The organism is Streptomyces sp. NPDC001514 (assembly GCF_053597075.1).
The window spans coordinates 161,128-187,746 of sequence record NZ_JBSFHO010000010.1; the positions used below are offsets into that span (position 1 = coordinate 161,128).

General features: G+C 72.0%; 26 protein-coding genes and 1 pseudogene. 6 read left to right on the forward strand and 21 right to left on the reverse strand.

The features are described from left to right. Positions 1–5: 5 nt before the first annotated feature. The 3 genes from ACWCXB_RS13775 to ACWCXB_RS13785 form a co-directional block, all read right to left on the reverse strand. On the reverse strand, positions 6–965 hold the full coding sequence (locus ACWCXB_RS13775) for a helix-turn-helix transcriptional regulator (RefSeq protein WP_450722332.1): 960 nt from the start codon (positions 963–965) through the stop codon (positions 6–8). A 66-nt stretch (positions 966–1,031) separates the two neighbouring features. Then, positions 1,032–1,808 (reverse strand): hypothetical protein, encoded by a 777-nt coding sequence (locus tag ACWCXB_RS13780; RefSeq protein WP_450722334.1) that lies wholly within the window; start codon positions 1,806–1,808, stop codon positions 1,032–1,034. Then, entirely contained in the window at positions 1,805–3,088 is a 1,284-nt protein-coding gene (locus tag ACWCXB_RS13785) for a glycosyltransferase family 4 protein (protein WP_450722336.1), read from the reverse strand. Before ACWCXB_RS13785 ends, ACWCXB_RS13780 begins: the two co-directional genes overlap by 4 nt. Positions 3,089–3,367: 279 nt before the next feature. On the opposite strand from ACWCXB_RS13785, the gene ACWCXB_RS13790 reads away from it, so the two are divergent. Together ACWCXB_RS13790 and ACWCXB_RS13795 are read left to right on the forward strand one after the other, a co-directional pair. After that, on the forward strand, positions 3,368–4,177 hold the full coding sequence (locus ACWCXB_RS13790; protein WP_450722338.1) for a hypothetical protein: 810 nt from the start codon (positions 3,368–3,370) through the stop codon (positions 4,175–4,177). A 111-nt stretch (positions 4,178–4,288) separates the two neighbouring features. After that, entirely contained in the window at positions 4,289–4,639 is a 351-nt protein-coding gene (locus tag ACWCXB_RS13795; protein ID WP_450722340.1) for a hypothetical protein, read from the forward strand. 91 nt (positions 4,640–4,730) lie between these two features. Here the strand turns inward: ACWCXB_RS13795 and der are convergent, their stop codons facing one another. From der to aroH, 5 genes are all read right to left on the reverse strand, one after another. Continuing rightward, on the reverse strand, positions 4,731–6,179 hold the full coding sequence (der, locus tag ACWCXB_RS13800; protein ID WP_450722342.1) for a ribosome biogenesis GTPase Der: 1,449 nt from the start codon (positions 6,177–6,179) through the stop codon (positions 4,731–4,733). A gap of 78 nt (positions 6,180–6,257) precedes the next feature. After that, positions 6,258–6,902, reverse strand: a complete 645-nt coding sequence (locus ACWCXB_RS13805; RefSeq protein ID WP_450722344.1) for a lysophospholipid acyltransferase family protein — start codon at positions 6,900–6,902, stop codon at positions 6,258–6,260. Further along, the gene (gene cmk / locus ACWCXB_RS13810; RefSeq protein WP_450722346.1) at positions 6,899–7,579 is read right to left on the reverse strand and encodes a (d)CMP kinase; all 681 of its coding nucleotides are present in this window, start codon (positions 7,577–7,579) and stop codon (positions 6,899–6,901) included. Before cmk ends, ACWCXB_RS13805 begins: the two co-directional genes overlap by 4 nt. 356 nt (positions 7,580–7,935) lie before the next feature. Beyond that, positions 7,936–9,021: a prephenate dehydrogenase gene (locus ACWCXB_RS13815; RefSeq protein WP_450722348.1), complete on the reverse strand. Its 1,086-nt coding sequence runs from the start codon at positions 9,019–9,021 to the stop codon at positions 7,936–7,938. Then, a complete protein-coding gene (gene aroH / locus ACWCXB_RS13820; RefSeq protein ID WP_385418614.1) occupies positions 9,018–9,380 on the reverse strand; it encodes a chorismate mutase in 363 nt (120 codons plus the stop codon). The genes ACWCXB_RS13815 and aroH overlap by 4 nt, the downstream gene beginning before the upstream one ends. Positions 9,381–9,686: 306 nt before the next feature. On the opposite strand from aroH, the gene ACWCXB_RS13825 reads away from it, so the two are divergent. The 4 genes from ACWCXB_RS13825 to ACWCXB_RS13840 are packed head-to-tail and all read left to right on the forward strand — an operon-like array spanning position 9,687 to position 12,220. After that, positions 9,687–10,364 carry a hypothetical protein gene (locus ACWCXB_RS13825; RefSeq protein ID WP_450722350.1) on the forward strand — a complete coding sequence of 226 codons (678 nt, stop codon included), beginning with the start codon at positions 9,687–9,689 and terminating at the stop codon, positions 10,362–10,364. A 27-nt stretch (positions 10,365–10,391) separates the two neighbouring features. After that, complete coding sequence (locus ACWCXB_RS13830) at positions 10,392–11,036, forward strand: DUF6529 family protein (RefSeq protein WP_450722352.1); 645 nt, start codon at positions 10,392–10,394, stop codon at positions 11,034–11,036. Continuing rightward, the gene (locus ACWCXB_RS13835; RefSeq protein WP_450722354.1) at positions 11,033–11,509 is read left to right on the forward strand and encodes a Rieske (2Fe-2S) protein; all 477 of its coding nucleotides are present in this window, start codon (positions 11,033–11,035) and stop codon (positions 11,507–11,509) included. Before ACWCXB_RS13830 ends, ACWCXB_RS13835 begins: the two co-directional genes overlap by 4 nt. Before the next feature lie 30 nt (positions 11,510–11,539). Next, positions 11,540–12,220 carry a nucleotidyltransferase domain-containing protein gene (locus ACWCXB_RS13840; protein ID WP_450722356.1) on the forward strand — a complete coding sequence of 227 codons (681 nt, stop codon included), beginning with the start codon at positions 11,540–11,542 and terminating at the stop codon, positions 12,218–12,220. A gap of 31 nt (positions 12,221–12,251) precedes the next feature. Here ACWCXB_RS13840 and ACWCXB_RS13845 read toward each other — a convergent pair whose 3' ends face one another. The 13 genes and pseudogenes from ACWCXB_RS13845 to ACWCXB_RS13905 all read right to left on the reverse strand — a co-directional run bounded on the left by ACWCXB_RS13845 (position 12,252) and on the right by ACWCXB_RS13905 (position 26,521). Next, positions 12,252–13,004 (reverse strand): nucleotidyltransferase domain-containing protein, encoded by a 753-nt coding sequence (locus tag ACWCXB_RS13845; protein WP_450722358.1) that lies wholly within the window; start codon positions 13,002–13,004, stop codon positions 12,252–12,254. A 23-nt stretch (positions 13,005–13,027) separates the two neighbouring features. Continuing rightward, positions 13,028–14,050 (reverse strand): ADP-ribosylglycohydrolase family protein, encoded by a 1,023-nt coding sequence (locus tag ACWCXB_RS13850; protein ID WP_450722360.1) that lies wholly within the window; start codon positions 14,048–14,050, stop codon positions 13,028–13,030. After that, positions 14,047–14,787 carry an NUDIX hydrolase gene (locus tag ACWCXB_RS13855; RefSeq protein WP_450722362.1) on the reverse strand — a complete coding sequence of 247 codons (741 nt, stop codon included), beginning with the start codon at positions 14,785–14,787 and terminating at the stop codon, positions 14,047–14,049. Before ACWCXB_RS13855 ends, ACWCXB_RS13850 begins: the two co-directional genes overlap by 4 nt. A gap of 5 nt (positions 14,788–14,792) precedes the next feature. Further along, positions 14,793–15,872 (reverse strand): AAA family ATPase, encoded by a 1,080-nt coding sequence (locus tag ACWCXB_RS13860; RefSeq protein ID WP_450722364.1) that lies wholly within the window; start codon positions 15,870–15,872, stop codon positions 14,793–14,795. Next, positions 15,869–16,525 carry a nicotinamide riboside transporter PnuC gene (pnuC, locus tag ACWCXB_RS13865; protein ID WP_450722366.1) on the reverse strand — a complete coding sequence of 219 codons (657 nt, stop codon included), beginning with the start codon at positions 16,523–16,525 and terminating at the stop codon, positions 15,869–15,871. Before pnuC ends, ACWCXB_RS13860 begins: the two co-directional genes overlap by 4 nt. 119 nt (positions 16,526–16,644) lie before the next feature. After that, positions 16,645–17,724 (reverse strand): pseudouridine synthase, encoded by a 1,080-nt coding sequence (locus tag ACWCXB_RS13870; RefSeq protein ID WP_450722368.1) that lies wholly within the window; start codon positions 17,722–17,724, stop codon positions 16,645–16,647. Beyond that, positions 17,724–18,296 (reverse strand): SMC-Scp complex subunit ScpB, encoded by a 573-nt coding sequence (scpB, locus tag ACWCXB_RS13875; RefSeq protein ID WP_450722420.1) that lies wholly within the window; start codon positions 18,294–18,296, stop codon positions 17,724–17,726. Before scpB ends, ACWCXB_RS13870 begins: the two co-directional genes overlap by 1 nt. Positions 18,297–18,343: 47 nt before the next feature. After that, complete coding sequence (locus ACWCXB_RS13880) at positions 18,344–19,477, reverse strand: segregation and condensation protein A (RefSeq protein WP_450722370.1); 1,134 nt, start codon at positions 19,475–19,477, stop codon at positions 18,344–18,346. Between the two features lie 649 nt (positions 19,478–20,126). Next, entirely contained in the window at positions 20,127–20,687 is a 561-nt protein-coding gene (locus ACWCXB_RS13885) for a hypothetical protein (RefSeq protein ID WP_450722372.1), read from the reverse strand. After that, positions 20,672–21,802, reverse strand: coding sequence for a ParA family protein (locus ACWCXB_RS13890; protein ID WP_450722374.1), 1,131 nt, complete (start codon positions 21,800–21,802; stop codon positions 20,672–20,674). The genes ACWCXB_RS13885 and ACWCXB_RS13890 overlap by 16 nt, the downstream gene beginning before the upstream one ends. A 395-nt stretch (positions 21,803–22,197) precedes the next feature. Further along, the gene (gene ald, locus ACWCXB_RS13895) at positions 22,198–23,313 is read right to left on the reverse strand and encodes an alanine dehydrogenase (protein ID WP_450722422.1); all 1,116 of its coding nucleotides are present in this window, start codon (positions 23,311–23,313) and stop codon (positions 22,198–22,200) included. Positions 23,314–23,361: 48 nt separating this feature from the next. Further along, positions 23,362–25,567 (reverse strand): annotated as a pseudogene (locus ACWCXB_RS13900) (tetratricopeptide repeat protein). 327 nt (positions 25,568–25,894) lie between these two features. Then, positions 25,895–26,521, reverse strand: coding sequence for an NUDIX domain-containing protein (locus ACWCXB_RS13905; RefSeq protein ID WP_450722376.1), 627 nt, complete (start codon positions 26,519–26,521; stop codon positions 25,895–25,897). Between the last annotated feature and the right edge of the window lie 98 nt (positions 26,522–26,619).

Here is a 26,619-nt window from a genome sequence, read left to right on the forward strand (position 1 = left end):
CCGGGTCATTCCCCCAGGGCCCGGGACAGCCGGTCCCGGAGCGTCCTGACGTGCTCGGTCAGCTCCTTCGGCTCGACGACCTCGAAGTCGAAGCCCATCAGGAGCACATGAATGACCATCACATCGAGGCTTCCCGCGCCCGTGTGCAGCAGACAGCTCTCCGGCCCCTCCGCCTCCAGTACGCCGGCCGACGGTGACACGGCCTCGGCGGCACGCTCGGCCGGTACCCGCAGCCTGATCACCGCCTTCGCGGCGTACGCGGCCGTCGACACGCCCTTCGAGACATAGGCGGCGAGGTCCTCGGCGGGCGGCGTACGGGGTGCGAAGCGCGGGCCGTGCGGCGGCCTCGGGGTGATCCGGTCGACCCGGAACGTGCGCCAGTCCGCGCGGTCCAGGTCCCAGGCGACGAGATACCAGCGGCGCTCGGTGCACACCAGCCGGTGCGGCTCCACGGTGCGTCGGGTCGTCGAGCCGTTGTGGTCCTCGTACGCGAAGCGCAGCCGCTCGCTGTCCCGGCAGGCACTGGCCAGCTCGGTCAGGACGGACGGGTCGACCTGCGCCTGGGGGGCGCGCAGCATCGGGACGGTGAAGGAGTTGAGGGCGCTGACCCGGCGACGCAGCCGGTTCGGCAGCACCTGCTCCAGCTTCGCGAGGGCACGTACGGAGGTCTCGCCGATGCCCTCCACGCCGTTGCCGGCGGCGGTGCGCAGCCCGACCGCGACGGCGACCGCCTCGTCGTCGTCGAGCAGCAGCGGCGGCAGTTCGGCCCCCGCGCCGAGCTGGTACCCGCCGCCTGTGCCGGGGCTGGCGTTCACGGGATACCCGAGCTCGCGCAGCCGGTCGACGTCCCGCCGCACCGTGCGCGGGGTGACGCCGAGCCGGTCGGCGAGCTCGGCACCCGACCATTCACGGTGGGCCTGCAGCAGGGAGAGCAGGCGCAGCAGTCGTGCCGAGGTTTCCAGCATGTACGCGAGTCTGCCAGGACTTGAGGACAATGACTGTCCGCAAGTGTCCTCGGGCCGTGCGACGGATCACTTCGCCGTCAGCCGTACGCACAGGTCGTTGTCGTTGGTGTAGCAGGGCGTGGCCCGGAAGTCGTCGGCCTCGTACACCGGGTAGACGAAGATGCTCTTGCGGTCCCATACGTCGTCGAGGATGCGGGAGATCCGCACGGGCTCCGCGCCCTCGGCGGGCCGCAGCCACAGCGTCCACATCTGCTGCTTATCGACGGGGGCCTCGCCGAGCGTGGCGTAGGGAAGCGTGAAGCGGAAGCTCGCGCCCTCGCTCGTCACGGGCAGCCGGTGAACCGTGCCGCCGAGCCGCGCCTCGGCCACCGCTCCGGCGCCGAGGCGTGCCCCGTACAGCACGCCCTCGATCGTGCAGGAACCCTGCTCGAAGCCGATGTCCCCGGCCTCGGCGTGCGGTTCGCGCACCCAGGAGCGCACCGCGAGCCGCCGGTCCGCGGTCGGATAGGGGACGCGCACGACGACCCGCCCGGCCTCCGGGACCCGGTCGACGAGCGCCCGGAGATCCCGGATGCCGGGCTCGACGGCCACGTCGTCGTCCGTGTACGCGTCCCAGTGGCCCTCGGCCAGCTCGACGGTGCTGGGCAGCACGGCCCGCGAGTGGTCACCGCCGGCCGGGGTGAGCGGCAGCCGGACGGTGTCGTCGGCGGCCGTGCCGCCGCGCCGGCGGAGCACCAGCGCGGCGTCGGGCGCGGTGACTCCCGCTATGTCGAACGTGACGCCTCCCGCGGCGTCGGCGATGCAGTCGGCACGCGGCGTCCGCCGCCCGGTGGACGTGGTCATGCCGTCTTCCCCTTCCGGATCACGTCGGCGGCCTTGTAGCGCAGGGCGTACGCCCCGTCGAGCACCGCGCCGCGTGAGCGGTGCGCGGCGTCCCGCAGTGCGCTGCGCGAGCGGCCGTTGGTGCCCTGGGCGACCAGTTCGGTGAAGAGCGCCTCATGGCGTTCGGCGATCCGGGCCGGGTCGAAGCGCTCGGAGGCGCTGAGGGCCGCCTCTCCGGTGCGCCGCCGCAGCGCGTCGTCGTTGATCAGGGCGAGCAGCGCATCGGCGACGGCGTCCTCGTCGCCGACCGGCACGAGCCGTCCGTCGACGCCGTCCTCGATGATCTCGCCGGGCCCGTGCGGGCAGTCGGTGGAGACGACCGGGACGCCGCAGCGCATCGCCTCGACGATCGTCATCCCGAAGGACTCGATGCTCGACGTGACGGCCGCGAGCGAGCCCTTGACCCACTCCGACTCCAGTGGGTTGGCGGGCCCCATCAGGAAGACGTGGTTGTGCAGTCCCCTCTGCTCGATCAGGGCTCGCAGTGCGCCCAGTTCGTTGCCGGTCGCGTCGCCGCTGCCGTAGATCCGCAGCCGCCAGTCGGGGCGGGCGGCGACGACCTTCGAGAAGGCCTTGACCAGCAGGTCGTACCGCTTGACCTTGGTGAGCCGGCCCGCCGCGACGACCCACTTGCTGCCGGCGTCGGCGGGGGCGACGGTCGGCGCGGGCACACAGTTCGGCACGGACTCGATCCGTACGCCGGGCAGCTTCAGGCGTGTGCGGTACGACTGCGCGTCGGCCTCGGTGACCGTGGTGACCGCGTCCAGCAGGGCGTACCGGTGGCCGATCTCGCGGCGCAGCCGGTATCCGTGGCTGTCCAGGGTGAGGTGCTCCTGGCCGATGCGGACGGGGCCGCGGCGGGCCTGGCGGGCGATGTGGACGTTCAGCCCGGGGCGGGTGCCGACGACGACATCGGCCGCGAGGGATTTCAGATGGGCTGCGATCCGGGCGTCGGTGAGGCGGCTGTACTGCTTCCAGCGGCCGTCGCCGCGCGGGAACACCTTCGAGGGCATGGTGTACTCCGGGCGCCCGCCGTCGAACGTGGGGCTGCCCTTGCGCAGGTCCACGAGATGCCTCATGGATACGCCGTCGGGGGCGCCCAGCATCGGCTCTTCGCGGTGCCGGAAGACGGAGACGATCTCGACGTCGTGCCGCTCGGCAAGGGTCTGGGCGAGGTTGAACGTCGTACGGATCGTCCCACCGATTCCGTACGCGTTGTGGAGCAGGAAAGAGATATGCATGCGCTGCCGCGTCCCCCGGTCTTCATGTTCGTCAGGAATGGACTGTACTTGCCCCTTGGGACTGTTATGCGGGGAGGGGCGAGCCGGGTGCGGCGTGGTGACGCCGGGTCAGGGACGAACGGTCGGCTCAAGGATGCCGGACATCGATCTGTCGACTTGACGATGTGTCTCTCAGTATCCGCTTCTCGCGTGACCCCGGCCAAGGATTGCCCGTTGTGCTCGTTATGAGCCGGGGACCCCCCCGGCAGCCCACCCAGCACCGAGTCCGAGGAGCCACCCGTGCCGCGCATGCTCGACGTCAGCGAGGACGTACGCGCCGAGATCGGCGACGAAGAAGCCGACCGGCTGCTCGCCGGCGAGAACGCCCCGGGCAGCTACGACTGCACTTCCTGCCGCACCCCGGGCGACTCCGAGCAGGAACGCACCAGCACCGTGCTGTTCGTCGGCGAGGAGACCGCCGTCCTCGCGTTCGCCCACGCCAGCTGCATCCCCTCGCAGGTCGTCCAGGTCGCCGAGGAGCAGCTCAAGGGCGCCGTAAGGTCGATCACCGGCGAGGCCCCGGCCCCGGCCGCCCCCGCCGTCCAGCCGGACCACGGCGTGGCGAACGCGGCGCCCGGTCAGGCCGTGCTCGGCATCACCAGCGGTCTCGTCCTGATCGAGGACGAGCTCCACCCCGCGCTCGTCGTCGAGCCGACCGCGCCCATCGCCCGCCCCGGCTCGTTCGGCGGCGGCGACGACTTCCTGCCGCTGCTCATCGAGCAGGGTTTCCTGCCGGTCTCCGCCGTCAACGAGGTGCCCCGTTCGCTGCCGGGCTGGTCCGTCCTGCTCGCCATGGGCCAGCTGCACGCCGTGCTCCAGCCGGGCACGGGAGGCGGCAGCCCGGTCGCCTGGTGGCAGGCCCATCAGCCGCTCCAGGTCACCGAGGGCTGGCGGACCGCCGCCAACAGGTCCCACCGGGTCCTCGTGTTCGCCGCCCCGGCCGGTTCCATCGGCCAGCAGCCCCGTGAGGACCTGCTGCGCGACGCGCTGGAGAAGGCGGCGGCGAACGGGCGGCTGGTCGCCGCGGCCATGCCGCTGGCGGGGACCTGATACCGCCGGGATACGCGGCGGGCGCCCCGTGCGCCCCCCGCGTATCCCCGCCGAACTGCGATTTCCCGGGCGGGCCCGCATCCGACGGGCGTGCAGGTCGTTGGCTCATACGTGCAGACATACGACCTCACCCGCCAGCCGTTCCCGAGCCAGATCCCCTCGGCCACGCCGATCTACGACGCGCTGTACTCCGAGTACCGCAGGGCGTTCCGGACGCTTCCAGGGGATCGGAGCGGCGAGGAGGATCTCGGCTTCAAGAGCTTCGGAGCCGGCCTGCACGGAGGCCGCTCCGGCCACAGCGGGCACAGCGGGCACACGGGATTCGGCTCCGGGCTCAGCTCGGGACTCGGCTCCGGACTCGGCGGGCAGCCGAGCGGCCGGCAGGCAGGCGCCCGGCAGCACACCGGGACGCGCCACCACGTCCCCGCGGCGCTGCCACCCGCGCCCCGCAGGGGGCTGTGAACCAGGCGAACGCACACGCACATGAACGACGAAGTGGCCGGGGCGGCTGCCGCCCCGGCCACTTCGTCGCGCATTGCATCTTCCTGCCGCGCTACTTCTTCTTGCCGCGCTTCTCGCGCACCCGCACCGAGATGTGGATCGGGGTGCCCTCGAAGCCGAACTCCTCGCGCAGACGGCGCTCGACGAAGCGGCGGTAGCCGTGCTCCAGGAAGCCGGACGCGAAGAGCACGAAGCGCGGGGGCTTCGTGCCCGCCTGCGTACCGAACAGGATGCGCGGCTGCTTGCCGCCGCGGATCGGGTGCGGATGGGCGGCGACCAGCTCGCCGAGGAAGGCGTTGAGACGGCCGGTCGGGACCCGGGTCTCCCAGCCCTCCAGCGCCGTCTCGATCGCCGGGACCAGCTTGTCCATGTGCCGGCCGGTCGCGGCCGAGACATTGACCCGGGGCGCCCACGAGACCTGCTGCATCTCGGTCTCGATCTCGCGCTCCAGGTAGTAGCGGCGCTCCTCGTCGAGGGTGTCCCACTTGTTGTACGCGATGACGAGCGCGCGGCCCGCCTCGACCGCCATCGTGATGATCCGCTGGTCCTGGACGGAGATCGAGTCGCTCGTGTCGATCAGGACGACGGCGACCTCGGCCTTCTCGACCGCGGCCGCGGTGCGGAGCGAAGCGTAGTAGTCGGCGCCCTCCTGGAGGTGGACCTTCTTGCGGATACCCGCGGTGTCCACGAACTTCCAGGTCTTGCCGCCGAGTTCGATGAGCTCGTCGACCGGGTCGCGGGTGGTGCCCGCCATCTCGTTGACGACGACGCGCTCCTCGCCCGCGACCTTGTTCAGCAGGGACGACTTGCCGACGTTCGGGCGGCCGATGAGGGCGACGCGACGCGGGCCGCCGACCGCGGTGCCGAACGTCTGGGCGGGGGCGTCCGGGAGCGCCTTGAGGACCTCGTCGAGGAGGTCGCCGGTGCCGCGGCCGTGCAGGGCGGAGACCGGGAACGGCTCACCGAGCCCGAGCGACCAGAGCATCGCGGCGTCGGCCTCGCCGGAGGGGCCGTCGACCTTGTTGGCGGCGAGCACGACGGGCTTGCCGGCGCGGCGGAGCAGCTTGACAACGGCCTCGTCGGTGTCGGTGGCGCCGACGGTGGCGTCCACGACGAAGACGACCGCGTCGGCGGCCTCGATCGCGAACTCGGCCTGGGCGGCGACGGAGGCGTGGATGCCGAGCACGTCCTGCTCCCAGCCGCCGGTGTCGACCACCTTGAAGCGCCGGCCGGCCCACTCGGCCTCGTACGTGACGCGGTCGCGGGTGACGCCGGGCTTGTCCTCGACGACGGCCTCGCGGCGGCCGATGAAGCGGTTCACCAGGGTCGACTTGCCGACGTTCGGGCGGCCGACGACGGCGAGGACCGGCAGCGGGCCGTGACCGGCCTCCTCGATCGCGCCCTCGACCTCCTCGAGGTCGAAGCCCTCCTCCGCGGCGAGCTCCATGAACTCCGCGTACTCGGTGTCGCCGAGTGCCCCGTGGTCGTGCTGGTCGTTCATGAAGTCCGTTCCTCGTTCATTGGTGGTCGGTGAGCCGGGTCGGGCCCGTGGGCCCGGGGCTCACTACTGAAGTCTCGCTCAGCGCCCGGTGAGGCGCCTGGCGTTTTCCAGGTGGGCGGTGAGCCGCTCCTGGATGCGTACGGTCGCTTCGTCGAGCGCCTTGCGCGTACGCCTGCCACTGCCGTCGCCCGCGGTGAAGGCATCACCGAAGACGACGTCGACGCGGCTGCGCAACGGGGGCAGCGGCCGTATCAACCGTCCGCCCCTCTCACTGCTTCCCAGCACCGCGACCGGAACGATCGGGGCGCCGGAGCGGACGGCGAAGTAGGCGAGGCCGCCGCGGATGGAGGCGAAGTTGCCCTCGCCGCGGGTGCCCTCGGGGAAGATGCCGAGAACGCCGCCGTTCTCGAGCACCGCGAGCGCGTTGGAGATCGCGGTCCGGTCGGTGTTTTCCCGGTCCACCTTCAGCTGCCCGATTCCGGTGAGGAACGGGTCGAGGGGCCCGACGAAGGCCTCCTGCTTGATCAGGAAGTGCACCGGCCTCGGGGCCGTGCCCATGAGCATCGGCCCGTCGATGTTGTGCGCGTGGTTGACGGCGAGGATCACCGGGCCGGTGGCGGGAACCCGCCAGGCGCCCAGGACGCGCGGCCTCCACAGCGTGTGCATGAGGCCGATGCCGATCCGCCTGCCGACGGCGGCGCCCTTCGCGGACGGTGCGGTCACTTCGCTGCCCGCTTCTCCTCAACCAGGGTGACGACGCACTCGATGACCTGCGCGAGCGTGAGGTCGGTGGTGTCGACCTCGACGGCGTCGCCAGCCTTGGCGAGGGGGGAGGTCTTCCGGTTGGAGTCGGCGTGGTCCCGCTTGATCAGCGCCTCACGGGTGCTGGCGAGATCGGTCGCCTCCTTGCCCTTCAGCTCACCGCTGCGGCGGGCGGCGCGGGCCTCCGGGGAGGCGGTCAGGAAGATCTTCAGGTCGGCGTCGGGCAGGACGGTCGTGCCGATGTCCCGGCCCTCGACGACGATGCCCTTCTCGGCGGCCGCGGCGATGGACCGCTGCAGCTCGGTGATCCGGGCGCGTACCTCGGGGACCGCGCTGACCGCGCTGACCTTGGCGGTCACCTCCTGCGTACGGATCGGCCCGGACGCGTCGAGCCCGTCGACGGTGATCGTCGGCGCGGAGGGATCCGTACCGGACTCGATCACCGGCTTCGCGGCGACGCTCGCGATCGCCAGCGGGTCCTCGACGTCGACGCCGTTGCTGATCATCCACCAGGTGATCGCCCGGTACTGCGCGCCGGTGTCGAGGTAGCTCAGCCCCAGCTCTGCGGCAACCGCCTTGGAGGTGCTCGACTTGCCCGTGCCGGAGGGGCCGTCGATGGCGACGATCACGGATTCCACGGTGTCGGAGACCTTCCTGATACGCGTTTACGGGCAGGCCGAATGCCAAGGTGCCCCGCACAAGGTTACCGAGTGCGGAACCCTGCCCATGCACCCGTGCGCCTGCGCACCCGTCCCGCACCGGGGCTCCGGGACCCCGGGCCGCTGCGCGGGGCCACGCGGCGGAGCCGCATATCGGACACTGCCCCACCCCACCCCTTCCCGAACCGGGGGCTTCGCCCCCAGCCCCCACTGGGGCTCCTTTGGAGCCCGTCCGGCGATTGAGGACGGACACACCGGCCCGCCGGACGGCGCCGTCGAGCCAGGCAGCCCGCCCGCAGGGCGCAGGGGGCCCGGGGGCCGAGCCCCCGGGGGGACTACTGCCGCAGCGCCCAGCCCCGCTCCCGCAGGGCGGCGCTCAGGACCGGGGCCGCGGAAGGCTCCACCATGAGCTGGACCAGGCCAGCCTGCTGGCCCGTGGCGTGCTCGATGCGTACGTCCTCGATGTTCACGCCCGCCCGGCCCGCGTCCGCGAAGATCCGGGCGAGCTCGCCGGGCTGGTCGCTGATGAGGACGGCGACGGTCTCGTAGGTCGTCGGGGCGGCGCCGTGCTTGCCGGGAACGCGTTCGCGGCCGGCATTGCCCCGGCGGAGGACGTCCTCCACGCCCTCGGTGCCCTCGCGGCGCTTGTCGTCGTCGGAGGACTGGAGGGCCCGCAGGGCGCGGACCGTCTCGTCGAGGTCGGCCGCGACGCCTGCGAGGACGTCGGCGACCGGGCCCGGGTTGGCGGAGAGGATGTCGATCCACATCCGGGGGTCGGAGGCCGCGATGCGGGTGACGTCGCGGATGCCCTGCCCGCACAGCCGCACGGCCGTCTCGTCCGCGTCCGCCAGCCGCGCGGCGACCATCGACGAGATCAGCTGCGGGGTGTGGGAGACGAGGGCGACCGCACGGTCGTGCGCGTCCGCGTCCATGACCACCGGCACCGCGCGGCACAGCGCGACCAGCTCCAGCGCCAGGTTGAGCACCTCGGTGTCGGTGTCCCGGGTCGGCGTGAGGACCCATGGCCGGCCCTCGAAGAGGTCCGCGGTCGCGGCCAGCGGGCCCGAGCGCTCCTTGCCGGACATGGGGTGCGTGCCGATGTACGTCGACATGTCGACGCCGAGCGCCTCCAGCTCGCGCCGCGGCCCGCCCTTCACGCTGGCCACGTCGAGGTAGGCGCGGGCGGTCCCGGCGTGCATCACCTCCGCCAGGGTGGAGGGCACGAACGCGGGAGGTACGGCCACGATCACGAGGTCGACGGGCCCCTCGGGCATCTCGTCCGTGCCCGCGCCGAGCGCCGCCGCGGTCCTGGCCTGCGCCGGGTCGTGGTCCCTGAGGTGGACCGTGACACCCCGCCCGGCCAGCGCCAGCGCGGCGGACGTGCCGATCAGCCCCGTTCCGATGACGAGCGCGGTTCTCACTGGGCGATGTCCTTGCGGAGGGCGGCCGCGGCGCCGAGGTACACGTGCGCGATCTCGGACTTGGGCTTGTCGGACTCGACGTGCGCGAGGATCCGCACGACGCGCGGCATCGCTCCCTCGATGTCCAGCTCCTGCGCGCAGATCAGCGGTACGTCGACGATCCCGAGGCCGCGTGCCGCCGCGGCCGGGAAGTCGCTGTGGAGGTCCGGCGTGGCCGTGAACCAGACACTGATCAGATCGTCCGCGGTGAGCCCGTTCCGCTCCAGGATGGCGGTGAGCAGCTCGCTGACCTGCTCATCCATGTGCCCGGCCTCGTCCCGTTCCAGCTGGACGGCTCCCCGGACGGCTCGTACCGCCACGTCGTGCTCCTTACCTGTCGTCACCGCGCGTGCTCCGATCAGCGTAGTCAGGTGCCCGGACACACGATCGCGGCGACCGTCCTCCGAGACAGGAGGTGCGGCCGCCGCGGTTCAGCTGTGGGTGGCGCTGCTGTGGGATCACGGCCCCTGTCTCTCGGATGACGAAAAGTAGGGGTTCACGGCCAATGTCACCCACCCTCGACGGTGCCGCCACCCGGACCACTACGGAACGTCGACCGGTGGACACATGGCGTCACGTCCGTTTGCATGGAGTTCCACTGCCCGCCGTCCCTGCGGAAGGCGCCGATGAAACACCCGGGACCACTGATCACCCTGCTCGCCGGACTGGTGCTCGGCCTGTTCATGCTGTCGCTCAACGCCACGACCGGTGAGCCGGTGCCCTCGGCGCGCAACCGCCCGTCCGTGAGCCCCAGCCCCAGTCCGAGTCCACCCGCGCCCGCGACACCACCCCCGTCCCCGACGCGCACCCCGCCCCCGGCCGCGACCGCGAGTGCGCAGCCGCGGACCGAGTACGCGGGCCGGACCACCGACGACACCGCGTCCGTCGCCATCTCGCTCCGCGGCGACCAGGCCATCGCCTACGTCTGTGACGGCCGCACCCGGGAGGCCTGGATGCGCGGCCCTGTCGAGGAGGACGGGGACATGCATCTGACCAGCAGCGACACCAACGCGAAGCTGGACGGCATCCTGAGCGGGGGCAAGGTCACCGGAACGGTCGACGTAGGCGACCGCAACTGGTCGTTCACCGCCACCAAGGCGGTCAAGCCGTCCGGGCTCTACCGGGCCACCGCCGAAGTACGCGGAGCCGAGCTCAAGGGCGGCTGGATCATCCTGCAGGACGGCCGTCAGGTCGGCATCATCACCCGCGACGGCAAGCCCGCCGCCGCTCCCCCGATCGACCCGAAGACCGGTGCCGTCACGGTGGACGGCACTCAGCTGACCGCCCGCCCCGTCGCCCCCTGAGCCTCCCCAGCGTCCCCGAGGTGCTTCATGAACGTGGACCCGCCGCGGAGCGGAGACTTCCCTCCGCCTCCGCCCCCTCCGCCACCTCCGTCCGGGCCCCAGCCCCAGCCCCCGCCCCAGCCCTCGCCCGGGCTCGCCGGCTCCGAGGCGCTGCGTTATCTCGTCCCGGCCCTGGTCGCGATGGCCGTCGCGGTCGCCCTCGGGGTGTACGGAAAGCTGCACGCCCCGGCCGCCACGGCCTTCAATCTGGCCGGTTTCACCAGCCCGAGCGCGGTGAAGGCATGGCTGGCCACGGCGTCGCTCGGCTTCGCGTTCGTACAGCTCGTCACCGCGCTCACCATGTACGGGCAGATGCCGGGTGTACGGGCCGCGCCCTGGACGCCTGTGCTGCACCGCTGGTCGGGCCGGGTGGCGTTCCTGCTGGCCGTGCCCGTCGCCGTGCACTGCCTGTACGCACTGGGCTATCAGACGGCCACGGCGCGGGCGGCCTGGCACTCCTTCCTCGGCTGCTTCTTTTTCGGGGCATTCAGCGCAAAGATGCTGCTGTTGCGCATGGAGCGACTGCCGGGGTGGCTGCTGCCGGTCGTCGGCGGGCTGGTTTTCGCGTCGCTCACGATGCTCTGGCTGACCTCGGCGCTCTGGTTCTTCCGCACGTTCGGAGTGACGAGATGAGTGACCGCGTGAGCAATGAGGGCACCACCCGCCGTACGGTCCTGATGACCGGTACCGCCCTGCTGGTGGTACCGGCCTGCACCAAGTACGGGGACGAGGGCAGCGACGACGTCACGCTGCGCCCGGCGCCGGCCTCGCCGACGCAACCCACCGGGGAGCCGAGCGAAGGCGCCCAGCCGCCCACGGGCGAGGTGCTGGGCGCCACGTCCGAGGTGCCGGACGGCGGCGGGAAGGTCTTCAAGAAACAGAAGGTGGTGGTGACCCAGCCCACGAAGGGCGACTTCAAGGCGTTCACGGCCGTCTGCACCCACCAGGGCTGTCTGGTCGACAAGGTCGAGAACGGCACGATCGACTGCCCCTGCCACGGCAGCAAGTTCCGCATCACGGACGGCTCGGTCGCGCGCGGTCCCGCCCAGCGGCCGCTGGCGCCGAAGCAGATCACCGTCACCGGGAACCAGATCCGCCTCACGTAGCGTCACGGGGCCTCACGTAGCCTGTCGCGCATGACCCCCGAGGCGCTCGTGCGTGACCACACCGTCTACTCCTGCGTGATGGGCTCGCGCGCCTTCGGGCTGGCGACGGACGACAGCGACACCGACCGGCGCGGTGTGTTCCTGGCGCCGACGCCGCTGTACTGGCGCTTCGAGAAGCCCCCGACGCATGTGGAGGGCCCGGCCGACGAGCAGTTCTCCTGGGAGCTGGAACGCTTCTGCGAACTCGCGCTGCGCGCCAACCCGAACATCCTGGAATGCCTGCACTCACCGCTGGTCGAGCACATCGACGACACCGGCCGCGAACTGCTCGCCCTGCGCGACGCGTTCCTGTCGCGGCAGGCCCACGAGACGTTCGTCCGGTACGCGGCGGGCCAGCGCCGCAAGCTCGACGCTGACGTGCGGCAGCACGGCGCTCCGCGCTGGAAGCACGCCATGCATCTGCTGCGGCTGCTGGCGAGCTGCCGCGACCTGCTCCGCACGGGGCGGCTGGTCATCGACGTCGGCGACGACCGCGAACGCCTCCTCGCCGTCAAGCGCGGCGAGGTGCGGTGGGCGGAGGTCGAGTCCTGGATGACGCGGCTGGCGGACGAGGCGGACGGCGCCGTCGCCGCGAGTCCGCTGCCCGCGCAGCCCGACCGCGCCCGGGTGGAGGACTTCCTGATCCGCGCCCGCCGCGCGTCGACACGCTGAGCGTCGGCTCCGGCCCGGCGACCATCGGCGGTTACCTGCGCATGCGGACGACGAAGTCGTGCAGGGCGTCGTGCGCGCTCGGCGCCGGGGGGAGGGCCGATGTCGCCTGGGCGGTGTCCAGCACCTCGTGGAGCGCATCGAAGTCGGCACGGACGACGTCCGCGGACAGGCCTCCCGCCGGGCCGTGCTCGGCGGCCGCCTTCGCCTCGATCAGCTCGGGCAGAAAGCCCGGCGCTTCGCGCACCTCGCCGAGCAGTGCGGGCAGATGGGCCTGTACTTCGCCGGCGCGCATCAGGTGGATGCCGGTGAGCAGCGCGCGGAAGGCGTACAGGAGCGGCTTCAGCTCGCCCGTCTTCTCGTACAGCCGCCACTGCGTGTTCGCGAACCCCCGGTAGTGGTGGGCGTGGTGGCCGGTGAGCACGCCCGGGGCCAGCGAGACCAGCTCCGCGTGCGCGTCGGTCGTGTGGACGACCAGCGGTGACAGCAGCTGCTCCAGCACATAGCCGTTGCGCCGCAGCATCAGCCGCGCGAACTTGCGTAGATCGTGAGTGACCAGGTCCATCTCGACACCGTCCCGGTCCCATATCCGGGACCGGGTCTCCTCGGGTTCGCGCAGCCCGACGAGCTGCTCCACCGGCAGCAGATGGGCACCACGCAGGTCCACGTCGGAGTCCTGCGACGGGAATCCGTACAGGTGGGCGCCGGAGACCGTGGCGAAGAGCAGCGGGTCGGGCTGCTCGGCGACGACGGGTGCGAGGTCGGCGGGAAGGAGGGCCAGTGTCATGGCCCAAGCTTCCCAGCCGTGGATCACGCGTCCCAGAGCGCCCCCAGCGTCAGCAGCTCGCTGCGGTACTCGATCCGCTCGGCCCATTCCTTGGGCCACGCCCCCGCCCCCAGGTGTGCCCCCGCGAACGCCCCCGCCAGACATGCGATGGAGTCCGAGTCGCCCCGGGTGCAGGCGGCGCGCCGGAGGGCCAGGAGTGGCTGTTCGGGGAAGAGCAGGAAGCACAGCAGGGCCGTGGCCAGGGCCTCCTCCGCGATCCAGCCGTCGCCCGTCGCGAGGCACGGGTCGGTCTCCGGGTTCGCGTCGCGCAGCGCGGAGGCCAGGCGCTCCAGGACCGCCAGGCACTCGTCCCAGCCGCGCTCGATGAAGGCCTCGGGCGTCGCGTCGTGCGCATACGTCCACAGGTCGCCGAGCCAGCGGTGGTGGTAGCGGGAGCGGTTCTCGTACGCGTACGAGCGCAGCCGGCCGACGAGGCCGAGCGGTTCCGTGCCCTGGGCGAGCAGAAACACCGCGCGGGCCGTGAGGTCGGACGCCGCGAGGGCCGTGGGGTGACCGTGGGTGAGCGCGGCCTGGAGCTGGGCCGCGCCCGCGCGCTGACCCTCGCTCAGCCCGGGCACGAGCCCGACGGGCGCGACCCGCATGTTGGCGCCGCAGCCCTTGGAGGCGATCTGGCTGGCCTCCTGCCAGGGCATGTCGCTGTCGAGCTTGTGGCAGGCGACCAGGCAGGTCCGGCCGGGGGCGCGGTTGTTCTCCGGGGAGTGGTACCAGTTCACGAACTCCTCGCGCACCGGCCGGGTCAGCCGCAGCGGGGCGAGCAGGCCGCGGTCCATCGCGCTGCGTATGCCGCGTGCGAGGGCCAGGGTCATCTGGGTGTCGTCGGTGACGATCGCGGGCTTCGGCAGCTTCATCTCCCGCCACGGCCCGTACTTGGCGAGGATCGACGGCACGTCGTTGAACTCGGTGGGGAAGCCGAGCGCGTCACCGAGCGCCAGTCCGGTCAGGGTGCCGGTGGCGGCCTGTTTGGTGACGGTGCTTGTCGCGGTCATGGCGTGTTCCGTCCTTCCGGTCGCAGCAGTGGAGGATGCAGGGCGTTCGCCGGCCCCGCCCGGTAGAGCGCGGCCGGTTTGCCCCGGCCGCCGGTCAGGCGCGCGCCCCCGGCCACCGCTTCCACGAAGCCGGGCGTGGTGAGGACCTTGCGCCGGAAGTTGGGGCGGTCGAGCTCGACGCCCCAGACGGTCTCGTACACCTGCCGCAGCTCCCCGAGCGTGAACTCGGGCGGGCAGAAGGCGGTGGCGAGGCACGTGTACTCGAGCTTGGCGCCGATGCGCTCGTGCGCGTCGGCGAGGATGCGGTCGTGGTCGAAGGCGAGCCGGCCGTGGCTGCCGTGGGGCATCCACCGTGCGTGCGCGGCGTCACCACCGCCCCGCGGCTCGGGCAGGTCGGGGACGAGTGCGGTGTATGCGACGGACACGACCCGCATCCGGGGGTCGCGGTCCGGGTCGCTGTAGGTACGCAGCTGCTCCAGATGGAGCGCGGCGGCGGTGCTCGCCGAGAGGCCGGTCTCCTCGGCGAGTTCACGGCGGGCCGCCTGGCCGGCGGACTCCCTCGGCAGCACGAATCCGCCGGGCAGTGCCCAGGCGCCCTTGTACGGTTCCTGTCCGCGTTCGATCAGCAGCACATGCAGCTCGCCGTTGCGGACCGTGAAGACGGCGAGGTCGACGGTGACCGCGAAGGGCGGGAAGGCGCGGGGGTCGTAGGTGCCGGCATCGTACTCCTCGGCCATGTCGCTCACCGCCTCTCGGGGAGGGGGTCGGCGAAGTGCCAGCCCTCGGCGAGCAGTGCGTCGACGATGGCCACGGCCTTGGCCAGCCGCTGCTCGTGCGGACCGCTCAGGGTGACGAACCTCCGCCCGGTGCGGGCGAGCTGGGCGGCGAAGCGGGCGGTCATCCAGGGCCGCAGATGCTCGCCGTCGCGCAGCCCGTCGTCCTCGAACGGCACGTCCCGGTGGTCGGTGAGCAGCCACAGATCGCCGCGGCCGCGTGCGGCGATCTCCGCGACCTCTTCGTTCGGCCCGCCGAGGTACCGCTCGTGCCAGATGGTCGTCGCGAAGGCGTCGGTGTCGCAGATGAGCACGGGCGAACCGGTGCGGGCGGCGGCGTCCTCGAGCTCGGTCTGCCGCCGGGCGATCAGCGGGAAGTCGTCGGTGCGGAAGCGGACGTCGGTCCAGGTGGCCCCGGGCCGCTCGGCGCGCAGCGCGGCGAGTTTCCGTTCGCTGAACTCCCTGCCGTACTCGGGTACGCAGCCGGTCCGCGCCCAGACCCCGCCGCGTCGGCGGAAGTGCTCGGCGAGCGCCCTGGCCAGTGTGGTGGTGCCGGTCGACTCGGCGCCGAGTACGACGACGCGGCGGGCGAGTGCGGCGCGTACGGGCGGCTCCAGGAAGTCCCAGCAGCCGACGGGGTCCTTGCGCACCGCCGTGCCGGAGACCGGGAAGACCGTACGGCCGGGGTCGACGCAGACCGAGTCGGCACGGAAGCGGCGGGCCAGTTCGTCCCCGTACGGCTCCGAGGTGAAGACGGCGTCGACGCGCCCGGGGACGGCGGCGCGGAAGACGGCCATGTGTGCGTCCCAGACGCCCGGGTCGGTCAGGTCGACGGGAATGTCGTCGATGGCGCCCACCACCCTGACGTCCGGGTGCACTTCGCTCATCCACGCCATCCGCTCGTCGAGCGGGACCGACTCGACGGACGCGGCGCAGACGAGGACGGTGAGCCGGTCGCAGCGGTCGGCCGCCGTGCGCACGAGGTGGTGGTGGCCGGCGTGCGGCGGATAGAACTTGCCGAGTACGAGTCCGTGCCGGTAGCGCTTCATGCTGTCGCCTCCGCCAACTGCCGCCGCTGTACGGCCAGGTCGCGCGTCCAGTGGCGCAGCCCGTGCACGCAGAGGGCCAGGAATCCGACGTACAGCAGCGAGGTGAGATAGAGCTCCTTGTACGCGTACAGCGGTACGTAGACGATGTCGGCCGCGATCCAGAGCCACCAGGACTCCAGCCGCTTGCGGCACTGTCCGTAGGTCGCCATCAGGGAGAGCGCGGTGGTCAGTGCGTCCCAGAAGGGAACGGTCGAGTCGGTGGCGCGGTCCAGGAGGAGCGCCAGTCCGAGGGTCCCCACCGCCCCCGCCGCGAGCAGCCACGTCCACTCGGTGCGCGTGGTGCGGCGCACCGGGAGGGCGTCGGAGGAGCCTGGTCCACCCCCGTGGGTCCAGGTCCACCAGCCGTATGCGGCGAGGGCGATGAAGACGATCTGCAGGCCCGCATCGGCGTACAGGCCGGCCTGGGTGAACAGCAGGATGAACAGGACGTTGTTGGCGATGCCGATGGGCCAGTTGGCGAGGTGCTGGCGGGCGACGAGCCAGACGCAGAGCGCCCCGCTGCCGAAGCCGAGGACCTCGGTCCAGCTGAACGGTGTGCCGAGCAGCGTGAACAGCGGCTGCTGCAGTGGTCCGAGTACGTCCGCGAGGCTCACACCCGCCCCTTTCCTTTAAGAGTCATTCTGACTATAAAGCGCTGGAGGGGGCCGCGACAAGCACGAAAAAGCCCGCGGCCGTCGAAACGACGGCCGCGGGCTTCTGTGGAGTGGGGTGTCTAGAGACCGACTTCCTTCATCAGCATGCCGACCTCGGTGTTGGTCAGACGGCGCAGCCAGCCGGACTTCTGGTCACCGAGCGAGATGGGCCCGAAGGACGTCCGGACGAGCTTGTCGACCGGGAAGCCCGCCTCGGCCAGCATCCGGCGCACGATGTGCTTGCGCCCCTCGTGGAGGGTGACCTCGACCAGGTAGTTCTTGCCGGTCTGCTCGACGACCCGGAAGTGGTCGGCGCGGGCGTACCCGTCCTCGAGCTGGATGCCTTCCTTGAGGCGCTTGCCGACCTCACGCGGGAGGGGGCCCTGGATGGCGGCGAGGTAGGTCTTCTGAACGCCGTACTTGGGGTGGGTGAGGCGGTGGGCCAGCTCGCCGTGGTTGGTGAGCAGGATGATGCCCTCGGTCTCGGTGTCGAGCCGGCCGACGTGGAAGAGACGGGTCTCGCGGTTGGTGACGTAGTCGCCGAGGCACTGACGGCCGTCCGGGTCCTCCATGGTGGAGACGACACCCGCGGGCTTGTTCAGCGCGAAGAACAGGTACGACTGTGTGGCGACGGTCAGGCCGTCGACCTTGATCTCGTCCTTCTCCGGGTCGACGCGGACGCCCTGCTCGATGACGATCCTGCCGTTGATCTCGACGCGGCCCGCGTCGATCAGCTCCTCACAGGCCCGGCGCGAGCCCATGCCGGCTCGGGCGAGCACCTTCTGCAGCCGCTCCCCCTCCTGCTCCGCGCCAGGGAAGGTCTTCGGGGTCTTGATCTGCGGCTTGTTCGCGTACCGCTCGCGGTTGCGCTCCTCGGTGCGGGCATCGTACTCGCGGGAGCGGGCCGGGGCGGTGCGGCCGCCGCCGCGCTGCGGGGACTGCTTCGGGCCGCCCTTGGCGCCCCCGCGGGCCGTCGCGCCGCGCCCCTTCTTCGGTGCTTCGGAGGAACCGCCCACGTCGTAGCGGCGCTCCTCGGGACGGGGCTTGCCCGCGCGCTTCTGCTTGTCGTCGCGCTGTCCCCCGGCCTTCGACCGGGAGGTCCCTCCATCCGGCCCCCGGTAGTTGCCGCGTCCGCTGCTGTTCCTGCCGCTGCTTCGCATCAAAGTTCCGTCGTCGTCTTGTCGTCGTCGTCTGTGTCCGGAGCGTCCGGATCGAACGACGGAACGCCTTCCTGCGTCTCGGCCTCGATCGCGTCCGCCTCCGGGAGGAAGGGAGCGAGCTCCGGGAGCTCGTCCAGGCCACGCAGGCCCATCCGCTCCAGAAAGTAGTTCGTCGTCCTGTACAGGATCGCACCTGTTTCGGGTTCCGCGCCCGCCTCCTCGACGAGACCCCGCTGGAGGAGGGTGCGCATGACGCCGTCGCAGTTCACTCCGCGCACGGCGGAGACCCGCGAACGGCTGACCGGCTGGCGGTACGCGACCACCGCGAGGGTCTCCAGTGCCGCCTGGGTGAGGCGGGCCTGCTGGCCGTCGAGGACGAAGCGCTCGACGGCGGCGGCGTGCTCGGGGCGGGTGTAGAAGCGCCAGCCGCCGGCGACGAGGCGCAGCTCGAAGCCGCGACCCTGCACGGTGTACTCGTCCGCGAGCTCGCGGAGCGCGTCGGCGACCGCACGGCGGGGCCGCTCCAGCACCTTGGCGAGGTGCTCCTCGGTGGCCGGCTCGTCGACGACCATGAGGACGGCTTCGAGGGCGGGCTTGAGCGCAGGCTCGAGGTCGTCGCTCACGCCTTCTCCTCCGTGTTCTCGGGGCTCTCGGGGGGTCGGTCGAACTCATCGGTGACGTGCGCGTCGGCCTCGCCACCGGCCCAGGTGATCACGAGCTCCCCCAGAGCGTCCTCCTGGTCCAGGACGACGGCCTTCTCACGGTAGAGCTCGAGCAGGGCGAGGAAGCGGGCGACGACGGTGAGGGTGTCGTCCACGCCCTCGGTCAGGTCGCGGAAGCTGATCTTCCCGCGCTCGCGGAGCATGCCCACGACCACCTCGGCCTGCTCGCGCACGCTGACGAGGGGCGCATGGATGTGGTCCACGTACACCTGGGGCTTCGGCTTGGGCTGCATGGCCTTGACGGCGAGCCTGGCGAAGCCCTCGGCGCCGATGCTGATGACGACCTCGGGGAGGAGCTCGGCGTGGTGGTCCTCGAGACCGACGGTACGGGGGTACCGCCGGGCCTCCTCCTCCAGCCTGGCGTTGAAGATCTCCGCGATCTGCTTGTACGCCCGGTACTGCAGCAACCGCGCAAACAGCAGGTCCCGCGCCTCGAGCAGCGCGAGGTCCGCCTCGTCCTCCACCTCGGCGGCGGGCAGCAGCCGGGCGGCCTTCAGGTCGAGCAGGGTCGCGGCGACGACGAGGAACTCGGTGGTCTGGTCGAGGTCCCAGTCGGGCCCCATGGCGCGGATGTACGTCATGAACTCGTCGGTGACCTTGGACAGCGCGACCTCGGTCACGTCCAGCTTGTGCTTCGAGATCAGCTGCAGGAGCAGATCGAAGGGCCCCTCGAAGTTCGCGAGCCGTACGGTGAACCGCCCCTCGTCGGCGGCACCGGATTCGTCCGGGGACACGTCGGCGGACCCGCCGGGGGTCTGCTCGCCGACGAGACTCGTGGGGGCCTTGGTGGGGGCCGCGTCGCCCGCCGCCCGGTGGGCCCCGCGGCCGCCGGTCTCGGCACCCTGTCCCAGCACATCAGGCGCGCGCCCGGCCGGATCCACGACCTCGGCCGCACCGGCTGCGGCGCCGACCGGCGCGCCCACCACCCGAGAGCCGTCAGCCCCGTACCCGGGCTCCTCAGGATCCGTCCCGGAGACCACCGGACCCGGCGCCGCATCGGCCGGGAGGCCCGCGGGGGCCGACAGGGCCACCGCGCCTCCGGCCGACGGCCGGGAGCCGATTCGCCCGGCCCCAGGCGTATCGGGCCCGTGGCCGTGTTCCACCGCATCGGCAGACCTGGCAGGCCCGGTCGTCGTGTCCCAGGGGTCCGCCGGAGCGGACGGCGCCCCGGCCCCAGCCGTCCCGGCAGGGTCCGCGAGGAATCGCCCGGTTCCGGGCGTGGCCGGGGGTGACCCCACGCCCTCGGGGCTCGGCAGGAAGGCGGCGACAGCGACCCTGGGCTCGTCGGAGACCACCGGACCCGGCGCCGCATCGGCCGGGAGGCCGACGGCAGGGGCCGACGGGGCCGCCACGGGCTCGGGGGGCGGTGACTCCGCCACGGGCGCGGCAGCCGGCTCAGGGGCCGGTGACTCCACCACAGGCTCGGCAGCCGGCCGCGGCTCCGCCGGAGACGGCGGCACCTCGGGCGGCAGGTCGGCAGGGGCCGACACGGGCTCGGGGGACGGCTCGGGGGGCTCCGGGGGGAGTCCCGCGGAGTGGGGCCACGGGCGGGATCCGGACGTTCCCGGGCCACGGCCCAGGGCGCGGCGGGTGCCGCGCGGGGCTGGGGTGGGGGCGTCGTCGGTCGGGGGCATCGTGGTCCAGGGTGCGGAAAAGAGGGGGCGCGCGCAGGCTACCCCGTCAGCGGCCGCGCAGCCGCCGCACCAGGATGCTCGCGTCGCCCCGCGACTCCAGATCCGCGAGCACGACCGCGACCGCCTCGCGGACGATGCGCCCGCGGTCGACGGCGAGACCGTGCTCACCGCGGAGCACCAGACGCGCGTGCTCGAGGTCCATCAGTTCCTCGGCCGAGACATAGACCGTGATCTTCTCGTCGTGGCGCTCGCGGCCGCTGGGCCGCCGGTTCGCGGCACGCCCCCGGCGACGCGGCGCCGCGCCCGCCGCGGGGTCGGCGGAACGTCCCTTCGCAGCAGCAGCGGCCGCAGCAGAGGCGGCAGCTGTGGCCGAGCCGGGCTCGCCCTCCGCCACCGCGGCCGCGCCCCGGCTCCGCGGCTCGACGGACTCCGCCTCCTCCTCCGCCGGGGAGTGCTCCTCCCGTGACGGCTCCTCCGCCTGCGCCGGCACGCGCGCCTCACCGTTCGCGCCGCCCGTCCCCCGCCTCGGGGACGACGACTGCAGGGCCATGCCCCCGGTCGTACGGAACAGCTCGTCGGCCCCGGGCAGACTCACTCGGCGTGACACCGGGCGAGCACCTCCCTGGCGAGCTGGCGATAGGCGGCGGCACCGACGGAGTTGGACGCGTACGTCGTGATGGGCTCACCCGCGACCGTGGTCTCGGGGAAGCGCACCGTGCGCCCGATGACCGTGTGGTACACGTGGTCGTCGAACGCCTCGACCACCCGTGCCAGCACCTCACGGCTGTGCACCGTGCGCGAGTCGTACATCGTCGCGAGGATGCCGTCGAGCTCCAGCTCGGGGTTGAGCCGCTCCTGGACCTTCTCGATCGTCTCGGTCAGCAGTGCGACACCGCGCAGCGCGAAGAACTCGCACTCCAGCGGCACGATCACCTTGTGAGCCGCCGTCAGCGCGTTCACCGTCAGCAGACCGAGCGACGGCTGACAGTCGATCACGATGTAGTCGTAGTCGTTCATCAGCGGCTTCAGCGCGCGCTGGAGCGTCGACTCGCGCGCGACCTCGCTCACCAACTGCACTTCCGCGGCCGAGAGGTCGATGTTGCTCGGCAGCAGGTCCATGTTCGGCACGGCGGTCTTCAGCAGGACCTCGTCCGCGGACATGCCCCGCTCCATGAGCAGGTTGTAGACCGTGAGGTCGAGCTCCATCGGGTTCACGCCCAGCCCCACCGACAGCGCCCCCTGGGGGTCGAAGTCGACGAGCAGGACACGCCGTCCGTACTCCGCGAGCGCGGCGCCCAGATTGATGGTCGACGTCGTCTTGCCGACGCCGCCCTTCTGGTTGCACATCGCGATGATCTTCGCGGGGCCGTGGGAGGTCAGCGGGCCCGGGATCGGGAAGTACGGCAGCGGCCGTCCGGTGGGGCCGATCCGCTCGCGGCGCTGGCGGGCCGCGTCGGGCGCGAGCGTGGCCGCGTACTCCGGGTCCGGCTCGTACTCGGCGTCTGGGTCGTAGAAGTGCCCCTCGGGCACCTCGTCGTAGTCGGCGAAGTGGGTGGACTCTCGGCCACTCTCGTTGCCGGCCATGGCGTTCACGTGTTGGCCGTCCATCATCTTCATCGTGTGGGCTGTCGTCGTCATGTGCTGGTGGGTCGCGAAGGTTCGGACAGCGACAGAGCCGACAGCTTCGAGCCCGGACGCAGAACCCTGGGCCTGCGCAGGCATTCCTGCTTGACCACCCCCGGGAGAAAATGTCGACTCATTCACAAGTCGTCTTACCTCCTTGGATGTGACCAGGAAAATTTATCGATAGGTCAGCGTGGCACCATGCCGACGGTTGGCGACTCTATGGCGTGTCACCGGTCCGCAGCAACACAATCCACCGGACCCGGCCCGATGTGTCGGCAAGCGAACACCCCTCTGTCAAGGGTGCGCAGCAGCCGGTCCACGTGTTTCACGGGTGTGCGAAACGGTTAAAGGGTTACGTTCGAGGCGAGTTGAGCGCGTACCACGAAGTGTCCGGACACACATCCGGCCGGACCTTGCTCGACAAGGTCCGGCCGGTTACGTGATGTTGACGACCCGTATTGACGGATCCGTCGCTTGTCTCGGTCGGCGTCTCAGCCGAGCAGCGCGCTCAGCTCGACGGACTCGAGGCCGTGGGCCTCGGCGACCTCCTTGTAGACGACCTGGCCGTCATGGGTGTTGAGGCCCTTGGCCAGCGCGGGGTCACGACGCAGCGCCTCGACCCAGCCGTTGTTGGCCAGCGACACGATGTACGGCAGCGTGGCGTTGGTCAGCGCGTAGGTGGAGGTGTTGGGCACCGCGCCCGGCATGTTGGCGACGCAGTAGAAGACCGAGTTGTGGACCTGGAAGGTCGGCTCGGCGTGGGTGGTCGGACGGGAGTCCTCGAAGCAGCCGCCCTGGTCGATCGCAATGTCGACAAGGACACTTCCGGGCTTCATCTTGGCGACGAGCTCGTTGGTGACCAGCTTCGGGGCCTTGGCTCCCGGGATGAGGACGGCGCCGATGACGAGGTCGGCCTCGACGACGGCCTTCTCCAGCTCGTAGGCGTTGGAGACGACGGTCTTCACCTGGGTGCCGAAGATCTTGTCGGCCTCGCGCAGCTTGTTGATGTCGCGGTCGAGCAGGGTCACGTGGAAGCCCATGCCGACGGCGATCTGGGTGGCGTTCCAGCCGGAGACGCCACCGCCGATGACGACGGCCTCGCCGGCGTGGGTGCCCGGGACACCGCCCGGCAGCACGCCACGGCCGCCGACCGAGCGCATCAGGTGGTACGCGCCGACCTGCGGGGCCAGCCGGCCCGCGACCTCGGACATCGGAGCGAGCAGCGGCAGGGCGCGGTTCGGGAGTTCCACGGTCTCGTACGCGATGGCGGTGGTGCCGGACTCGAGCAGAGCGTCCGTGCACTCGCGGGAGGCGGCGAGGTGCAGGTAGGTGAAGAGGGTCTGGTCCTTGCGGAGGCGGTGGTACTCCTCCGCGATGGGCTCCTTGACCTTCAGCAGCAGGTCGGCGGTGGCCCAGACCTCGTCGGCGGTGGGCAGGATCTGCGCACCGGCGGCGACGTACTCCTCGTCCGTGATCGAGGAGCCGACGCCGGCGTTGGCCTCGATGAAGACCTGGTGGCCGTTGCGCACGAGCTCGTGCACTCCGGCGGGGGTGATGGCCACCCGGAACTCGTTGTTCTTGACCTCGCGGGGGATGCCGACCTTCACGTCGATCACGGTCCTTGGCTCAGGGGGATTTCTGGTGCACTTCCATACTTACCCGGATGCGCCGGGCGCAACGGGAGAGACCGGGGCGTCACCCGGCAGAGCCAGTCTAATGAAGGACTTCTCGCTGTCTAGCCTTGAAAAGCAAAATTCCTTGACGGAAGCACTACGGATTTCGTAGGCCGGAAGCGTCGGTCCCCAGAAGCTGCTCAGCAGCCGCCCGGTGCAGCCTGGCCGCCGCCGGGTCGCCGAGCCGGTCCAGCGTGTCGGCGAGTCTGAGCTGCAGCGCCCCCTGGAGCCGTACGTCTCCGGCCTGCCTCGCCCAGTCCACGGCGTCCTCACAGGTGCGCAGGCATTCCTGGGGCCGTCCGGCGTACTCCTGGACACGGGCCGCCTCGCTCAACGCCCGTGCATATCCGGCCAGATCGCCGGCCCTGCGGTATCCGGCCGCGGCCGCGCGCCAGCTGCGCAGCGCCTCGCCGTAGCGGCCGGCATACGTGTGCACGGCGCCGAGGCGGCCGTAGAGCCTCGCTTCGTCGGCGAGCTCCCCGCGGGCGAGACGCTGCGACAGGGCGCGGCCGTACCAGTCGGCGGCCCGCTGCCAGTCCCCCAGCTCCTGATACGCACCACCTACGGATTCCATTGCGCGGCCGGTCGCGTACGGGTCATTTGCCCTGCGTCCGGCATCCAGCGCCGCCCGATATCGTGCCAGGGCGTCCTCGGTGCGACCGGTTCCGGCATCCAGATCGGCGAGGTTCAGGAGTGCGGCGGCCTGTTCGCGGTGGAGCCCGCGACGCTCGGCCACATCGAGGACGAGTTGGTGCAGTCCATACAGATCGGGCGCTGCGGCCACGGTGCCGCGATGGGCGACCAGGGCGCGTACGAGTGCGGAGATCAGGCGGCGGGCCAGGGTGTCCAGCTCGCCGTCGGCGACCGCGAGGCGCGCCGAGGCGAACAGCGCGGGGCGGCGGGCCAGCAACCACGCCTCCGCGGCCTGCGGATTCGGGAAGCGCAGGGCCCTGGGCAGCCCGGCGAGCCTGCGACGGGCCGCGGAGCCGTCGGGTTCGGTGACGGCCCGGCAGGACTGCAGCAGCCGTACGGTCCGCTCGAACATCCGGGCGCGGGCGAGCTGGATCTCGGCGGGCCGGTCGTGCGCCGTCATCAGGTCGTACAGGAACGGGGCGAGGCAGCCGGGCACCTCGTACGTCTCGTCGGCCTCGTCCGCCCGCAGCAGGCCCGCCGCAACGAAGTCCGCCAGCGCCGACCGGGCTGCCGAGACCGAGCAGCCGGCCAGCGCGGACGCGGTGTGCGCGTCGGCGAGCCCGGCGGGCGCGAGGGCGAGCAGTCGCAGTGTCCGGGCGGCGGGCTGCGGCAGGGACTCGTACGCGAGCCGGAAGGCGCGGGCCAGCGGCCGGGCGCCGGTGGGCTGGTCGGGGTCGTCCGGCATCCCGCGCAGCTGCTTGGCCGCGTCGGCGACCGAGGCCTTGGGGCGGGCCGCGAGCCAGCCGCCCGCCAGGACCATCGCGGCGGGCTGCCCGCCGCACTCCTCCACGAGCGACTCGGCCGCCTGCGGGTCGACCGTGATCCGCACCTCGCCGGTGTAACGGCTCAGCAGGTCGATGGCGGACTTCGGGTCCATGCCGCCGATCGTGCAGGGCCGGACGTCGGGGATTCCCGTGAGGGGGCCCTTGGCGACGGCGACGACCAGACAGTCGGGGTTGTCGGGAAGCAGCGGGTCGACCTGCTCGGCGTCGCCCGCGTCGTCGAGCAGGAGCAGAAACCGGCGTACCGCGAGGGCCTCGCGGACCATCCCGGTGAGCTCGTCCTCGCCGCTGCCGGGCGGGGTGTCGATCCCGAGGGCGTCGAGCAGTTCGCGCGCGGTGCGGTCGGTGGGGACGGGGGCGCCGCCCGGCTCGGTGAGCCGGGCCCGCAGCACGCCGTCGGGGTACTCGTCGGCCAGCCGCCGTGCGAGCTCGTCGGCGAGCGAGCTGCGCCCGGAGCCGGGCCGCCCGGCGACGAGCAGCACCCTGGCGCGGGGCGCCTTGCGCCCGGAGATGGTGTCCAGCCCGGCCCGCTCGATGTCGGACCGCAGCGCCTTCAATTCACGCTGGCGCCCGATGAATTGCCCAACCACACCGGATACGGTGCCATGCCCGGCCGGCTCCGCGGGCCCGGGGCCCGGGTCGGCCCCCGGCCCGGCCGGCGACGGGTGGCCCTGGGGCGAGGGGCCGTTCAACTCCACCGCCTGCTCCCTCACGGGCCACGCTCCCAGTCCGTCGCCGAACGAGCCGAACCCACCGGGGGTTTCCCGTACGGGCGCTCCGAGCGTAATTCAGTCATCTCGCCGAACCGCGTCGGCCGCGACGGCGCGCGCCGCCCGTTTCCCCCGATCGGATCAGCCGATGGTCCCACCGGATGCAGATGCGGGTGCGGTGTCGGGTGCGGGTGCGGGGGGCGCCTGCGGCGGGCCTTGTCCCCACCCCGCCCCTCTTCGGAGCCCGTCCGGCGATTGAGGACGGACACACCGGCCCACCCGGCGGTTCCGGGCAGGTCCGGGGCCCGCGGGCCGGGGGCCGGCCCCCGGTTACGCGAACGGCCTCGCCGGCCACGGCGCCTCGGCCGGGCGGAGGGACTCCACGCCGTCGCCCGCCAGCGCCGCCGTGAGCGCGAGCACGCCCACCACCAGGCAGTTGTTGTGCAGCTCCCCGGCCAGCACCCCCCGCACCAGCTCCTCCAGCGGCACCCGGGCCAGCTCCATGTCGGCCTCCTCCTCGGCGACCTGGAAGCGCTCACCCTCCGCCTCGGAGAGGTCACGGGCCAGGAAGATGCGGACGGCCTCGTCGCAGCCGCCGGGCGTGGTGTACACGTCGGCGAGCACGCGCCAGTCGACCGCCTTGACGTGCGCCTCCTCGTACAGCTCACGCTGCGCGGCCGTCAGCGGGTTCTCGCCCGGGACGTCGAGCAGCCCGGCCGGGATCTCCCAGAGCTTCTGGCGCACGGGGTGCCGGTACTGGCGGAGCACGAGGACGCGTCCGGATTCGTCGAGGGCGAGCACTGCGACCGACCCCGGGTGGACCTGGTAGTCGCGGCGCGCGACCGTGCCGTCGGGCATGACCACGTCGTCGGTGCGGACACTCGTCTTGTTCCCCCTGAAGGGGGTGGCGGTCGCGGTGACCTGCCACTCCTCAGGGGTGTCCTTGATGGTGGTCATGTACGTCCTCCCAAACGCCGGAACCGGGGCACGGAACCTCTCCCAGTCCGTACCCCGGTCCACCGTAATGCCTTGTGGTGCCTTGCCTCAGTTGGCCG